This is a genomic window from Streptomyces sp. A1277 (assembly GCF_004795015.1).
GTDB lineage: Bacteria > Actinomycetota > Actinomycetes > Streptomycetales > Streptomycetaceae > Streptomyces.
In genome coordinates, this window is sequence record NZ_SSBI01000004.1 from 64882 (window position 1) to 78553 (window position 13672).

Sequence of the window (13672 nt, forward strand, 5' to 3'; positions counted from 1 at the left end):
CCTCACCGGGCCTGAAGAGGCTATTCAGTCGTGCTGTGAAGGAGGGTTGGGAGCCATGCACTGCCCCTTCTGCAGGCACCCCGACAGCCGGGTCGTCGACAGTCGCACCACCGACGACGGGACCTCGATCCGCCGGCGCCGCCAGTGCCCCGACTGCTCCCGCCGTTTCACGACGGTGGAGACCTGTTCGCTCATGGTGGTCAAGCGCAGCGGTGTGACCGAGCCCTTCAGCCGCACCAAGGTCATCTCCGGGGTGCGCAAGGCGTGCCAGGGGCGGCCCGTCACCGAGGACGCCCTCGCCAAGCTCGGCCAGCGGGTCGAGGAGGCGGTGCGTGCGACCGGCAGCGCCGAGCTGACCACCCACGACGTGGGCCTGGCCATCCTCGGCCCCCTGCAGGAACTCGACCTCGTCGCCTACCTGCGGTTCGCGTCCGTGTACCGGGCGTTCGACAGCCTCGAAGACTTCGAGGCCGCCATCACGGAACTCCGTGAGCGGCGGCCCTCCGCGCAAGAACGCGGGGGCGGCGAGACCCTGGAGGTCCCCGTTCCCTCCGTCGCCGCCGACTGAGCGGCAGCCGCCGGCCGCGCCGATCCGGGGATCGGGCGCGGGCCAGCACCTGGACCTTGCTCCGGGCGACGTATGACGAGTACGGCGGCCGAAGCATCAGACACACACTGTGCCCGGGGAAGTTCTCGGCACTTCAGGGCGTTTTTGCCCACATATGGGAGGCGGCATGACAGAGACGGCGAGCGGCCCGGCACGAGGTTCCCGCAAGGGCACCAAGTCGACTGCGTCCAAGCAGGGCCTGCGTATCGAGCGCATCCACACCACCCCCGGCGTGCATCCGTACGACGAGGTTTCCTGGGAGCGCCGTGACGTCGTCATGACCAATTGGCGCGACGGCTCGATCAACTTCGAGCAGCGTGGCGTCGAGTTCCCCGACTTCTGGTCGGTGAACGCGGTCAACATCGTCACCAGCAAGTACTTCCGGGGCGCCGTCGGCACCCCGCAGCGTGAGACCGGTCTGCGGCAGCTGATCGACCGGATCGTCAAGACGTACCGGAAGGCCGGCGAGGACTACCACTACTTCGCCTCCCCCGCCGACGCGGAGATCTTCGAGCACGAGCTGGCGTACGCCCTCCTGCACCAGATCTTCAGCTTCAACTCCCCGGTCTGGTTCAACGTCGGCACGCCCCAGCCGCAGCAGGTCTCCGCCTGCTTCATCCTGGCCGTCGACGACTCCATGGAGTCGATCCTCGACTGGTACAAGGAAGAGGGCATGATCTTCAAGGGCGGCTCCGGCGCCGGCCTGAACCTCTCCCGTATCCGTTCCTCCAAGGAACTCCTCTCCTCCGGCGGCAACGCCTCCGGCCCCGTCTCCTTCATGCGCGGCGCCGACGCCTCCGCCGGAACGATCAAGTCCGGTGGCGCCACCCGCCGTGCGGCCAAGATGGTCATCCTCGACGTCGACCACCCCGACATCGAGAACTTCATCGAGACCAAGGTGAAGGAGGAGGAGAAGATCCGCGCCCTGCGCGACGCGGGCTTCGACATGGACCTGGGCGGGGACGACATCACGTCCGTCCAGTACCAGAACGCCAACAACTCGGTCCGGGTGAACGACGAGTTCATGAAGGCCGTCGAATCCGGGGGGAAGTTCGGGCTGCGCGCCCGGATGACCGGCGACGTCATCGAAGAGGTCGAGGCCAAGTCCCTCTTCCGCAAGATGGCCGAGGCCGCCTGGGCCTGTGCCGACCCGGGCATCCAGTACGACGACACGATCAACCACTGGCACACCTGCCCCGAGTCCGGCCGCATCAACGGCTCGAACCCGTGCAGCGAGTACATGCACCTGGACAACACCTCGTGCAACCTCGCCTCGCTGAACCTGATGAAGTTCCTCAAGGACGACGGCAAGGGCAACCAGTCCTTCGAGTCCGAGCGCTTCGCCAAGGTCGTCGAGCTGGTCATCACCGCGATGGACATCTCCATCTGCTTCGCCGACTTCCCGACCGAGAAGATCGGGGAGAACACCCGCGCCTTCCGCCAGCTCGGCATCGGCTACGCCAACCTCGGCGCCCTGCTGATGGCGACCGGCCACGCGTACGACAGCGACGGCGGCCGCGCGCTCGCCGGCGCCATCACCTCGCTGATGACCGGCACCTCGTACCGGCGCTCCGCCGAGCTGGCCGCAGTCGTCGGCCCGTACGACGGCTACGCCCGCAACGCCGAGCCGCACCAGCGCGTCATGAAGCAGCACGCCGACGCCAACGCCGTGGCCGTGCACGCCGACGACCTGGACAACCCGATCTGGGCCGCCGCGACGGAGGCATGGCAGGACGTGATCCGGCTCGGTGCGAAGAACGGTTTCCGTAACGCGCAGGCGTCGGTCATCGCGCCCACCGGCACCATCGGTCTCGCCATGTCCTGCGACACCACCGGCCTTGAGCCCGACCTCGCCCTGGTCAAGTTCAAGAAGCTGGTCGGCGGCGGCTCGATGCAGATCGTCAACGGCACCGTCCCGCAGGCCCTGCGCCGCCTGGGCTACCAGGAGGAGCAGATCGAGGCGGTCGTCGCCCACATCGCCGAGAACGGCAATGTGATCGACGCCCCCGGCCTGAAGGCCGAGCACTACGAGGTCTTCGACTGCGCGATGGGCGAGCGTTCCATCTCCGCGATGGGCCACGTGCGGATGATGGCGGCCATCCAGCCGTGGATCTCCGGCGCGCTCTCGAAGACGGTCAACCTGCCGGAGACGGCCACCGTCGAGGACGTCGAGGAGGTCTACTTCGAGGCGTGGAAGATGGGCGTCAAGGCGCTCGCGATCTACCGCGACAACTGCAAGGTCGGCCAGCCCCTCTCCGCGAAGACCAAGGAGAAGGAGAAGGAGGCGGTCACCGCCAAGGCCGAGGACACCATCCGTACCGCGGTCGAGAAGGTCGTCGAGTACCGCCCGGTCCGCAAGCGCCTGCCCAAGGGCCGGCCCGGCATCACCACCTCGTTCACGGTGGGCGGCGCCGAGGGTTACATGACCGCCAACTCCTACCCGGACGACGGTCTCGGTGAGGTCTTCCTGAAGATGTCCAAGCAGGGCTCGACCCTCGCGGGCATGATGGACGCCTTCTCCATCGCCGTCTCGGTCGGTCTGCAGTACGGCGTCCCGCTGGAGACGTACGTCTCGAAGTTCACCAACATGCGCTTCGAGCCGGCCGGCATGACGGACGACCCGGACGTGCGGATGGCGCAGTCGATCGTGGACTACATCTTCCGCCGCCTGGCGCTGGACTTCCTGCCCTTCGAGACCCGCTCGGCCCTCGGCATCCACTCCGCCGAGGAGCGCCAGCGCCACCTCGACACCGGTTCCTACGAGCCGACGTTCGAGGAGGAGCAGCTGGAGGCCGAGACCCTGGCCCAGTCCGCCCCGGTGCGGACGGAGCCGCTGAAGGCGGTCGCCCCGGTCCAGGAGACCGAGAAGGCCGAACCGAAGACGGCGCACACCTCGGCGGAGCTCGTCGAGATGCAGCTCGGCATCAGCGCGGACGCGCCGCTCTGCTTCTCCTGCGGTACGAAGATGCAGCGCGCGGGCTCCTGCTACATCTGCGAGGGCTGCGGCTCGACCAGCGGCTGCAGCTGACCGGTGGGCCCGGTGTCCTGAGACACCACGGGTGACATGACAGCGGGTGCGGGCAGGTCTTCACGGAAGACCTGCCCGCACCCGTTCGCCGTTGCGGACGTCAGGCGCCGAAGGAGCGGCTGCCCATGGCCGCGGCGAACGCCTCCGGGTCCCCGTCGAAGCCCCGTACGGTCCCGTGGAAGCGCCAGCCGCCGGCGGAGTCGCGTACGAATTCGGCCACGACGGCCGCGGTGGCGGTGCCCACCGCGGAGAAGTCGTCCTCGGCCAGCGTCGCGTAGCCCTCGCGGATCTGGACCCTGGTGTTCTCTATGGCGCCGAACGTCTTGTGTCCGTCGCGCTGCTGGATGGCCACGCCGACGACGACCCGGCCGTACTCGTCGGAGAGCCGGTCCAGTTCGAGTGTCATCTCCTCGTCGTAGCCCAGCCCCTGCCCCGTCCTGCTGTCGCGGTTCAGCGTGATGGTGCCGTCGGGTGCCCGGCTGTCGAAGTGCACGAGATACGCCGGGCTGCCGTACGGCTCGTCCGCCGGGTAGGTCGCCGCGATGATGTCGAGGTCGTTGGGGGCTTCACCCTGGTCGCTGGGGTCCCACTTGATCCTCACCTCGACCTTTTCGAGGTCCTTGTTGGGAGTGCTCATCGGACTTCCCTCCTGCGCGCGGGGGCGTCGCCGCGCTTCTGTCCTCCGATCATGTCCTTAACCGCCCGCGGAACCAACCGGCTTGGACACGACCGGCTGAAACGGGCCACGATCCGGCGAGAGAAGGCCGGTTCCGGCGGACTGGCCCGGAGCGTGACCCACGCCACGCCCGGCGGCCGTACGATGGCGCCGTGCTGGTCAAGTGGATTCGCTGCAGTGTGACGGACCGTCGAGGTTTCGAACGGGGGCAGCGGAAATGGGCGGGGCTGCTGGGTGAGCCGGGGTTCAGGGGGCAGGGCGGCGGCTGGAGCCGGAGCCGGCCCGAGGTGGCGCACGTCTTCGCCTTCTGGGAGAACCGGGTCTTCTACGACTCGTTCATGGCGCGTGGCCATGACGCGCTGGCGGCCGGGCAGGCCGGCACGTACAACGACCTCCAGGTCAAGCTCTTCGAGTACCGCTTCGACGTGAAGACCGGCTTCGAGCCCCGCTTCACGGACGCGGACGTGCTCAGGGTGGCCCACAGCCAGGTGCACGAGGACCGGGTCGAGCACTTCGCGCTCATGCAGCAGCGGGTGTGGAACCCGGCGATGGCGGGCTCGCCCGGGATGCTGCGCGGCATCTTCGGGGAGGCGCCGGGGCACGAGTTCCTCGTCCTGTCGATGTGGCAGTCCAGCGCCGAGCGCGGAAAGTACCGGCCGGGCAGCGTGGACCGGCTCTCGCAGCGCGCGCAGACCGAACAGGACGTGGCCGCGCTCGCCGGGGACGTGGTGCAACTCGAACCGTCCTGGACGGTGTGACGGCCCGGGAAGCGGGGTAGCTCCGGCGACATGCACCGACGATTTCCGGACAACTGCTCGAACGGCGGCAACTCGATCTAGGGTCGATGCATGGCACGACCGCAACGCATCGTCCTTGTCCGGCACGGGGAGTCCGAGGGCAACGCCGACGACACCGTGTACGAGCGCGAGCCCGACCACGCGCTGAGACTCACCCCCACAGGGCTGCGCCAGGCCCGCGAGACGGGGGAGCGGCTGCGCGAGCTCTTCGGCCCGGAGCGGGTCAGCGTGTACGTCTCCCCCTACCGGCGCACCCACGAGACCTTCGCCTCCCTCGGCCTGGACGCCCGGCGTGTACGGGTCCGCGAGGAGCCCCGGCTGCGCGAGCAGGACTGGGGGAACTGGCAGGACCACGACGACGTCAGGCTCCAGAAGGCATACCGGGACGCCTACGGGCACTTCTTCTACCGCTTCGCGCAGGGCGAGTCCGGGGCGGACGTGTACGACCGGGTCGGCGCCTTCCTGGAGAGCCTGCACCGCAGCTTCGAGGATCCCGACCACCCGCCGAACGTCCTGCTCGTCACGCACGGACTCACCATGCGGCTGTTCTGCATGCGCTGGTTCCACTGGTCCGTGGCCGAATTCGAATCGCTTTCCAACCCCGGGAACGGGGAATCGCGGACGCTGGTACTCGGCAAGGACGGGCGGTACACGCTCGACCGGCCCTTCGAGCGCTGGCGTACCCCTGAGCCGTACGGCATCACCGGATAGAGTGGAAGGGATGACCGAATCCGCTTCCGACCAGCGCCTCGAACGCGCCCTCGCCAGCCTGCGCGGCCTGTCCGTGGGAGACGCCCTGGGCTCCCAGTTCTTCGTGCCCGCCAACTACCCGCTCCTGAAGGACCGGGCCCTGCCCCCCGGGCCGTGGCAGTGGACCGACGACACGGAAATGGCCTGTTCCGTCCTGGCCGTGCTCCGCGACCACGGCCGTATCGACCAGGACGCCCTGGCCCACTCGTTCGCCGAGCACCACGATTTCGACCGGGGATACGGCCCCGCCGTGAACCGGCTGCTCCGCCTCGTGCGCGAGGGCGGGGACTGGCGGGAGCTCGCCTCCTCGCTGTTCAAGGGCCAGGGCTCGTGGGGCAACGGCTCGTCGATGCGCATCGCGCCGCTCGGCGCCTGGTACGCGGACGACCCCGAGCAGGCCACGCACCAGGCCGAGATCTCCTCGTACACCACGCACCAGCACCGGGAAGCCGTCGTGGGCGCGATGGCCGTGGCGGCGGCGGCCGCGCTCGCGGCCTCGCCCACCGGGCCCCCCGCCCCGGCGGACCTGCTGGACGGCGTCGTCGCGCTCGTCCCGCGCAGCGCGGTCGGCGCCGGGCTGCGGCGCGCCCGCGACATGCTGGACTACGAGGACGCGGGCACCGTGGCGGCGGTTCTCGGCAACGGGCGCCGCACCAGCGCGCACGACACCGTCCCGTTCGCCCTGTGGTCGGCGGCACGCAGCCTCGGCGACTTCGAGCAGGCATTCTGGGTGACCGCACAGGCCGGCGGCGACGTCGACACGACCTGCGCGATCGTCGGTGGAGTGGTCGCGGCGAGCCCTGCGGGAGCCCCGCCGGAGCACTGGACGGCGCAGACCGAAGAACTGCCGCACTGGTCGGCGCGGTAGCCGCCGCCACCCCGACTTGTCACGGTCCTGCCACAGCAGAGCCCTGTACGGCTGACAGCCGTCGCACGGGGTTACTCTTTCGGCCACGCCGCCCTCGGTGATCATGACGACGGGTGCGCACCGAATGAGACGCCGGGGGCCGTGCGCCGCCCCAGGGCTCGTGTGAGCGGACCCCGGTGGGGAGGGGTCCCATGTCCGAAGAACCGTCAGATTCATCTCGGCCCAAGTCCGCGCCGGCCGCGTCCGCAGCGCCCCGGCCCGGGCCGGCCGCGTCCGGGCCGGCACCGTCCGAAGCCGGGACACCCGCGCAGGCGTCCGGGGCGTCCGACACATCCGAGCCAGGGGCCGAGCAGGCCGAGCAGGCCGAGCAGGCCGAGCAGGCCGAGCAGGCCGAGCAGGCCGAGGGGCGGATACCCGCGCCCGCCGTGACACCGGCGGGCTCCGCCGAACACGGCACGGGACAGGGCGGCGCCCCGGAGCCGCCGAAGGTGCCTGCCTATGCGCAGCAGCGGCCGGGACAGCTCACTCGGACCAACCCGTGGGGCAAGCCCCCGCCCTCGGCGGTCTCCCGCCTCCGCTCGGTGAAGCCCGGACCCGTCCACACCGGCACCCTCTGGGCGGTCCTCGCCACCGCACTGCTCAGCACGGTCCTGCTGGGCGACGGCATCGGCCTGAACGTGCTCATCGTCGCGCTGCCCGCGGCGGCCGGGGCGTACATCGCCGCCCGGGCGGCCGGTCGCCGGCTGCGTCCGTGGAGCGTCGCGTGGGGGACCGGTGGACTGGCCCTGCTGGTCGTCCCGGCGCTCCGGGACGCGGGCTGGCCGACGTTCCTCGCTCTCGTGTCCGCTCTGGCGCTCGGCTCGCTGGCGCTGCACGGCAGCCGCAGCTGGCTCGGCGTGTTCCTCGGCTCGCTCGGTGTGTTCACCTCCGTCTTCGAGTCGCTGGGCTGGGGCGCCCGGGGTGTGCGCGAGCGCATGTCGGGGTCCCGGGGCCGGTTCGGCGTCGTCTTCCGGTCCGCGGCCGTGGCCGTCGTCCTGCTCGTCGTGTTCGGGGCGCTCTTCGCGAGCGCCGACGCGGCCTTCGCCGACCTGCTCGGCAGCCTGACCCCCGATGTGTCGGTCGGCGACAGCCCGTGGCGGATCTTCCTGGGCGTGATCGGCCTGGTCGGCGCCCTCGCCGCCGCGTACACCGCCGCGGCCCCGGTCCGCTGGGACAGGGCGACCGTACGCCCGGGCAAGGCGCGCGGGCGGCTGGAATGGGCCCTGCCGCTGGTCGTCCTGAACCTGCTCTTCGCCGTCTTCCTCGCCATTCAGCTCACGGTGCTGCTCGGCGGATACGACAAGGTGATGACCGAGACCGACCTCAGCTACTCCGAGTACGCCCGCCAGGGCTTCTGGCAGCTGCTCTGGGCCACGGTGCTCACGCTCGGGGTCATCGCGCTCGCCCTGCGCTGGGCCCCTCGCGGCGGCGCCCGCGACCGTACGCTCGTACGCGGCGTGCTCGGCACGCTGTGCCTGCTCACACTCGTCGTGGTGGCCTCCGCGCTGCGGCGCATGGACCTCTACGTCGACGCGTACGGCCTGACCCGGCTGCGCATCTCGGTGGCCGCGGTGGAACTGTGGTTCGGCGTGATCCTCGTACTGATCATGGCGGCCGGGGTGTTCGGCCCACGGCTGCTGCCGCGCGCCGTCGCGGCGAGCGCGGCCGTCGGCGTACTGGCCTTCGGGCTCGTCTCGCCCGACGGCCTGATCGCCGAACAGAACGTCCAGCGCTACCGCAATGACCACTCCATCGACATCGAGTACCTCAAGGGGCTGTCGGCCGATGCCGTACCCGCCCTCGACACCCTGCCGGAACCCTTGCGCTCCTGTGCGCTGGCGGACATCCAGCGGGGACTGCGGGGCTCGGACGAGCCCTGGTACGCGACGAGCTGGGGGGAGAAGCGCGCCCGGGACATCCTCGGCGACTGGGACCCCGGCTACCGCACACTCGAGTGCCGGGGCCTGGGATCGGGCGACAACGGCGACGAGCGCGACACCGGGACGGACGACCCGTACGACCCCTACGACCCGTACTGATCCATTCCATAGGCACCTCGCGTCACCGGCCTCCCGTGCGGGCACGCCGCACGTGCGGGCCGTCCCCTCGGGGGCGGCCCGCAACCGGCATCGCGACCGCGCGTGCCAGGCGTCGTGAGGCAGAGAGGAGTTTGAAGACAACAGGCTCTAGGCCGCCGGCCCCCCGGCCTTGCCGCTCAGCGCGTCCAGGTCGCTCTTGCGCACCCGGATGACCAGCAGCGCGGTCAGCAGGGCGAGGCCGGCCATGGCCACCGCCGCGAGGAACGCGGTGGATATGCCCTCGGCGAGCACCGCGTGACCCCAGCTCCCGGGCAGTTCCCGTGTCTTGGCGAACTGCGCCTTCTGCTCCGCAGATGCCTGCGCCAGGAACTTCGGCACCTGCTTCTCGGCCTCGCTGCGGCCGGCCGTGCCGAACACCGTGACCAGGATGGACAGACCCAGCGAACCGCCCACCTGCTGGCTCGCGTTGAGCAGGCTGGAGGCGGCACCCGCCTCGTGCTGCGCCACTCCGGAGACCGCGGTCAGCGTGAGTGTCACGAAGTTCAGCCCCATGCCGAAGCCGAACACGAGCATCGGGCCGAGGACTCCGGCCGGGTAGGAGCTGTCGGAGGAGATGAACGTGAGCCAGAACACGCCGAGGCCGGCGAGCGCCGAACCCGTGACCATGAACGGCTTCGGCCCGAGGACCGGGAGGAACCGCTGCGAGAGCCCGGCTCCCATGATGATCGCGACGGTCACGGGCAGGAAGGCCAGGCCGGACTCGATGGGGCTGTAGGCCAGGACGTTCTGCACGAACAGCACGATGAAGAAGAACATGCCGAACATGGCCGCGGCCAGGCTGAGCATGATCACGTACGTCCCCGAGCGGTTGCGGTCGGCGAACATCCGCAGGGGGGTGATCGGCTCCTTGGCCTTCATCTCCACGAGCACGAAGGCGGCGAGCAGAACCAGCGCGGCACCGAACGACGCCAGGGTGAGCGAGTCCCGCCAGCCCTCCTCGGACGCCCGGATGAACCCGTACACCAGCGAGGCCATGCCGAGCGTCGAGGTCAGGGCGCCGGATATGTCGAAGCGGCCCGGATGCCTCTCGGACTCGTTGATGTACATCGGAGCCAGGACGGCGATCAGCACACCGATCGGCACGTTGACGAAGAAGACCCAGCGCCAGTCGAGCCATTCGGTGAGCATCCCGCCCGCCAGCAGGCCGATCGCGCCACCGCCCGCGGACACCGCGGCGAAGACGCCGAAGGCGCGGTTGCGCTCGGGGCCTTCGGGGAAGGTGGTGGTGATCAGCGCGAGGGAGGTCGGTGAGGCGATGGCGCCGCCGATGCCCTGGAGCGCGCGGGCGGTGAGCAACTGCCAGGGCTCCTGGGCGAATCCGCCCAACAGCGAGGCGAGGGTGAAGATCAGGATGCCGGCCATGAACACGCGGCGCCGGCCGAGGACGTCTCCGGCCCGGCCGCCGAGCAGCAGCAGCCCGCCGAAGGTGAGCGTGTAGGCGCTGAGGACCCAGGACAGATCCGTGGTCGAAAAACGCAGGGCTTCCTGGATGTGCGGGAGGGCGATGTTGACGATTGTGGAGTCGAGCACAACCATCAACTGGCAGGCGGCGATGACGGCCAGGGCGATCCCCGGTCGGCCCTGCCGGCGCGCCGCTCCCGGCGCACTCGGTGCGTCTAACTGAGAGGTGGTCACTGGAAGTCCCCCACAAGTGAATTAGTGAACGGTTCCGTTCACTGTGCCGTCGACATTAGTGAGTCCCCTCCAGTGAACGCAAGCGTTCACTGGATCCGTCGTTGCCGGTTCCGCCCGGAACCGCCGTCCCGGCCGGGAACTGCTCTGTCCCGTGCCGCCCACCGCCCCAGTACCTGCCGACTCCCAACCACCGGCAGGTTCGCAGGGGCGAACCCCACCTGTTCGATGGAGAGAAGCTCATGGCTACTTCGCGATCGGCTGCCGCCGCCCGGCAGCCGGTGGTGCCCCTTCGCCGCCGGGGGTCCGTGCTGGAACGCGCGATCCTCGAAGCGGCACTGGAAGCACTCAGTACGGTCGGCTGGAACGGGCTGACGATGGAAGGGGTCGCCGCCGGTGCGCAGACGGGCAAGGCCGCCATCTACCGCCGCTGGTCCTCCAAGGAGGAGCTGGTCGCCGAGGCGCTGCGCACCGCGCTGCCGGCGCTGGGCCGGGCGCCCGACTCGGGCAACGTCCGCGACGATCTCTACCAGCTGTGCCGTGCCATGCGCGACGCGATGCTCTCCACGTCCGGCTCCGCCCTGCGCTCGGTCATTCACGAATGCGACGGGGGTGCGGCGGAGCGCTTCCAGTCGGTGATCCTCAACGGTGTGATCCGGCCCTCGACCGATCTCATCAGGGAAGTGGTGAGCCGGGGGGTCGAACGCGGCGAGGTGCGCGCCGGCGCCCTGCGGGAGCTGGCCTTCGACGTCATCCCGGCGATGATGATGTACCGCACCAAGGTGTGCGGCAGCGAGTGGGACGACCAGGAGATCGAGGCGCTGATCGACCAGGTCGCGGTCCCGTTCTTCCGCTCCGACCCCTCCTGAGGGCGCCGCCTCCCCTTCTGCGGCGGCCCGCCCGGCGTCACGGCGCCGGTGCGGGCGGCCGAGGGGCGCCCCCGGGGTGTTCCCGGCGTTCCCTTCGGCGTACGCTGACAGACGCCATGCCGTACGAACCACCCACGCACACCGTCGAGCGCTCACTGCGCGCCACCACCGGTGCCAAGATCGTCGCCGGTGTCGACGAGGTCGGACGCGGAGCGTGGGCGGGGCCCGTCACCGTGTGCGCCGCGGTCACCGGTCTTCGCAAGGCTCCCGCCGGACTCACCGACTCCAAGCTGATCAGCCCGAAGCGCCGCGCGGAGCTCGCGCCGCTGCTGGAGAGCTGGGTCACCGCCTACGGGCTCGGCGACGCCTCGCCGCAGGAGATCGACGAGCTCGGGATGACCGCCGCGCTCCGGCTCGCCGCCGTGCGCGCCCTGGAGGCGCTGCCGGTACGCCCCGACGCGGTGATCCTGGACGGCAAGCACGACTACCTGGGCACCCCCTGGCAGGTCCGTACCGTGATCAAGGGCGACCAGTCCTGCATCGCGGTGGCGGCGGCCTCGGTGATCGCGAAGGTCCGCCGGGACGCCATGATGGCCGAACTCGGCGCGGAGACCGCCGAGTACGCGGACTTCGCGTTCGACGCCAACGCCGGTTACCCGTCCCCCGTGCACAGGGCCGCACTCGAGGAACGTGGGCCCACCGCCCACCACCGTCTCTCGTGGTCCTATCTCGACGCGCTGCCCAGGTGGCAGCACCTGAAGAAGGTCCGTTTCTCCGCCGAGGCGGCCGCACTGGAAAGCGGGGGCCAGCTCGGCTTCGACTTCTGATCGCGCACATGTGCCCACCCGCCGATGCCCGACGCGTCGGCGTTTGATAGACAACCACCCATGCCTCTCATCCCCGAGGAGCCTCAGATTCACGAGAGCGCCCAGGGTCCCCGCGCCACTCCGGCCACCGGCCGCGCCGCGTCGACCCCTCGTCCCGTACCCGGGCCGCGTACAGCGGCCATGCCGCGCCCCGGTCGTCCGGGTCCCGGCCCGCGGCCTGCGCCCCCGGCGCAGCGCCAGCACTCCACCTCCGGCCGTCCCCAGGCGGCGCGGCCGGAGAATCGTTCCGCACCGCAGCTCCAGGTGATCCCGGCATCGGCCGACGGCGCACTCGACGCCGCCGACGAGGCAGTGGACCTGCTGCTCGACTCGGGCCGTGCGCCCGGCGACATCCTGGTGCTGACCACGGGCGGCCAGCACCCGTGGGCGACGCACGAGCTGTCCTTCGGCGAGGCCGCCTACTGGGCCCAGCACGAAGCGGGCGACGACGTCTTCTTCGCCGCTGCGGCCGCCGCGGCGCGGGTCAAGCCCCGGCCCGTGGTGATCGTCGCGGTCAACGGGCCGGTCGACGACGTGGCCACGCGCGCGCTGACCACGGCCCGCGAGCGTGCCGGCGTGCTGCTGATCGTCTGCGGTGACCCGCAGCGGATCAACACCGCGCTCGGCGCAGGCGTCTGAGCCGTAGCTCCAGCCGGGTCGCCAGGGGGCCGGCCGCCCGGCCCCCTGGCGACCCGGCTGCCCGCGAGGGCGGCCGGGCCCGGGGTGTGCTCAGCGAGCGGCGGAGCGGTGCAGTGCCTGCGCCGCGCCTCCGCCCGTGCGCGACGGCACCTGATCGAGGTCGAGCGCGGTGTCGGCGAGCGCGGCGGGCTGCGAGGTGGAGTTGGGGCGACGGCCGCCCCGGCCCTCGCCCAGCACCTGCCAGCCGCCGCGGGTGAGCGTGATGTACGCGCCGCACCGCAACCCGTGCAGCGTGCAGGCATCGCGCAGCCCCCACATCCAAGCCCCGTCCTCCTCCGTCCAACGTTCGTCCCCCTCACGGCAGTAGAGCAGCACCGCGGTACGGACGGGCGTACGGCGGCGAAGGTCGTGCGGGATCACCCGGCGCAGGTGCGCCAGCAGCGAGTTCCGGAATTCCCAGCCGTCCGCGCTCACCGAGCGGCGGGCGAACGAGGCGCTGGCCGTCAGGCGTTCCTCGTGGTCCAGCACGGCCACCACGGCGGTGGCCGGGGTCGGCCGGTGCCGGGCGTGCAGCCCGCTGACCACCTCACGCGGGCTGCGCAGCAGGGGTATGCCCGCCGCCGCCCACTCGGCCGGTTCGAGCATTCTGGCAAGGCGGTTGGCGGAGTCGGTGGCTGTCGACATCGAAGTGGCTGCGGACGGAGCGAATCCGAAGGTCACGGTCCTCCCTTCGCATACGCGCCCACGATGCGGGCAGGGTCGGGTGAGGGCGCGCCGCGGCACAGCCCTTTCGGGCCCGCGA

At 70.8% G+C, this 13672-nt stretch carries 12 protein-coding genes; 9 read left to right on the plus strand and 3 right to left on the minus strand.

The features are described 5' to 3' along the window. The first annotated feature begins 55 nt into the window (after nucleotides 1-55). Both nrdR and E6R18_RS04125 read left to right on the plus strand, forming a co-directional pair. Nucleotides 56-568, plus strand: coding sequence for a transcriptional regulator NrdR (gene nrdR, locus E6R18_RS04120; protein ID WP_136315455.1), 513 nt, complete (start codon nucleotides 56-58; stop codon nucleotides 566-568). A gap of 166 nt (nucleotides 569-734) precedes the next feature. Continuing rightward, entirely contained in the window at nucleotides 735-3635 is a 2901-nt protein-coding gene (locus E6R18_RS04125; RefSeq protein WP_136315456.1) for a vitamin B12-dependent ribonucleotide reductase, read from the plus strand. Between the two features lie 100 nt (nucleotides 3636-3735). On the opposite strand, the gene E6R18_RS04130 is transcribed toward E6R18_RS04125, so the two are convergent. Next, nucleotides 3736-4272, minus strand: coding sequence for a TerD family protein (locus E6R18_RS04130; RefSeq protein WP_136315457.1), 537 nt, complete (start codon nucleotides 4270-4272; stop codon nucleotides 3736-3738). A 191-nt stretch (nucleotides 4273-4463) separates the two neighbouring features. Between E6R18_RS04130 and E6R18_RS04135 the strand changes: the two genes are divergently transcribed. The 4 genes from E6R18_RS04135 to E6R18_RS04150 all read left to right on the plus strand — a co-directional run bounded on the left by E6R18_RS04135 (nucleotide 4464) and on the right by E6R18_RS04150 (nucleotide 8804). Further along, nucleotides 4464-5069: a YdbC family protein gene (locus E6R18_RS04135; protein ID WP_136315458.1), complete on the plus strand. Its 606-nt coding sequence runs from the start codon at nucleotides 4464-4466 to the stop codon at nucleotides 5067-5069. Between the two features lie 90 nt (nucleotides 5070-5159). After that, entirely contained in the window at nucleotides 5160-5819 is a 660-nt protein-coding gene (locus tag E6R18_RS04140; protein ID WP_136315459.1) for a histidine phosphatase family protein, read from the plus strand. Between the two features lie 10 nt (nucleotides 5820-5829). Beyond that, nucleotides 5830-6726: an ADP-ribosylglycohydrolase family protein gene (locus E6R18_RS04145; protein ID WP_136315460.1), complete on the plus strand. Its 897-nt coding sequence runs from the start codon at nucleotides 5830-5832 to the stop codon at nucleotides 6724-6726. A 191-nt stretch (nucleotides 6727-6917) separates the two neighbouring features. Further along, nucleotides 6918-8804 carry a DUF4153 domain-containing protein gene (locus E6R18_RS04150; RefSeq protein WP_240799583.1) on the plus strand — a complete coding sequence of 629 codons (1887 nt, stop codon included), beginning with the start codon at nucleotides 6918-6920 and terminating at the stop codon, nucleotides 8802-8804. A 147-nt stretch (nucleotides 8805-8951) separates the two neighbouring features. On the opposite strand, the gene E6R18_RS04155 is transcribed toward E6R18_RS04150, so the two are convergent. Continuing rightward, entirely contained in the window at nucleotides 8952-10499 is a 1548-nt protein-coding gene (locus tag E6R18_RS04155) for an MFS transporter (protein WP_136315461.1), read from the minus strand. Between the two features lie 239 nt (nucleotides 10500-10738). Between E6R18_RS04155 and E6R18_RS04160 the strand changes: the two genes are divergently transcribed. The 3 genes from E6R18_RS04160 to E6R18_RS04170 all read left to right on the plus strand — a co-directional run bounded on the left by E6R18_RS04160 (nucleotide 10739) and on the right by E6R18_RS04170 (nucleotide 12870). Then, nucleotides 10739-11365: a TetR/AcrR family transcriptional regulator gene (locus E6R18_RS04160; protein WP_136315462.1), complete on the plus strand. Its 627-nt coding sequence runs from the start codon at nucleotides 10739-10741 to the stop codon at nucleotides 11363-11365. 116 nt (nucleotides 11366-11481) lie between these two features. Further along, complete coding sequence (locus E6R18_RS04165) at nucleotides 11482-12192, plus strand: ribonuclease HII (protein ID WP_136315463.1); 711 nt, start codon at nucleotides 11482-11484, stop codon at nucleotides 12190-12192. 60 nt (nucleotides 12193-12252) lie between these two features. Next, nucleotides 12253-12870 (plus strand): hypothetical protein, encoded by a 618-nt coding sequence (locus tag E6R18_RS04170; protein ID WP_136315464.1) that lies wholly within the window; start codon nucleotides 12253-12255, stop codon nucleotides 12868-12870. Nucleotides 12871-12960: 90 nt separating this feature from the next. Here E6R18_RS04170 and E6R18_RS04175 read toward each other — a convergent pair whose 3' ends face one another. After that, a complete protein-coding gene (locus E6R18_RS04175) occupies nucleotides 12961-13590 on the minus strand; it encodes a hypothetical protein (protein WP_136315465.1) in 630 nt (209 codons plus the stop codon). Nucleotides 13591-13672 lie beyond the last annotated feature (82 nt).

Coding starts and splice junctions, on each gene's coding strand:
- nrdR (WP_136315455.1), top strand. CDS start 56: ATGCACTGCCCCTTCTGCAGGCACCCCGACAGCCGGGTCGTCGACAGT.
- E6R18_RS04125 (WP_136315456.1), top strand. CDS start 735: ATGACAGAGACGGCGAGCGGCCCGGCACGAGGTTCCCGCAAGGGCACC.
- E6R18_RS04130 (WP_136315457.1), bottom strand. CDS start 4,272: ATGAGCACTCCCAACAAGGACCTCGAAAAGGTCGAGGTGAGGATCAAG.
- E6R18_RS04140 (WP_136315459.1), top strand. CDS start 5,160: ATGGCACGACCGCAACGCATCGTCCTTGTCCGGCACGGGGAGTCCGAG.
- E6R18_RS04145 (WP_136315460.1), top strand. CDS start 5,830: ATGACCGAATCCGCTTCCGACCAGCGCCTCGAACGCGCCCTCGCCAGC.
- E6R18_RS04150 (WP_240799583.1), top strand. CDS start 6,918: ATGTCCGAAGAACCGTCAGATTCATCTCGGCCCAAGTCCGCGCCGGCC.
- E6R18_RS04160 (WP_136315462.1), top strand. CDS start 10,739: ATGGCTACTTCGCGATCGGCTGCCGCCGCCCGGCAGCCGGTGGTGCCC.
- E6R18_RS04165 (WP_136315463.1), top strand. CDS start 11,482: ATGCCGTACGAACCACCCACGCACACCGTCGAGCGCTCACTGCGCGCC.
- E6R18_RS04170 (WP_136315464.1), top strand. CDS start 12,253: ATGCCTCTCATCCCCGAGGAGCCTCAGATTCACGAGAGCGCCCAGGGT.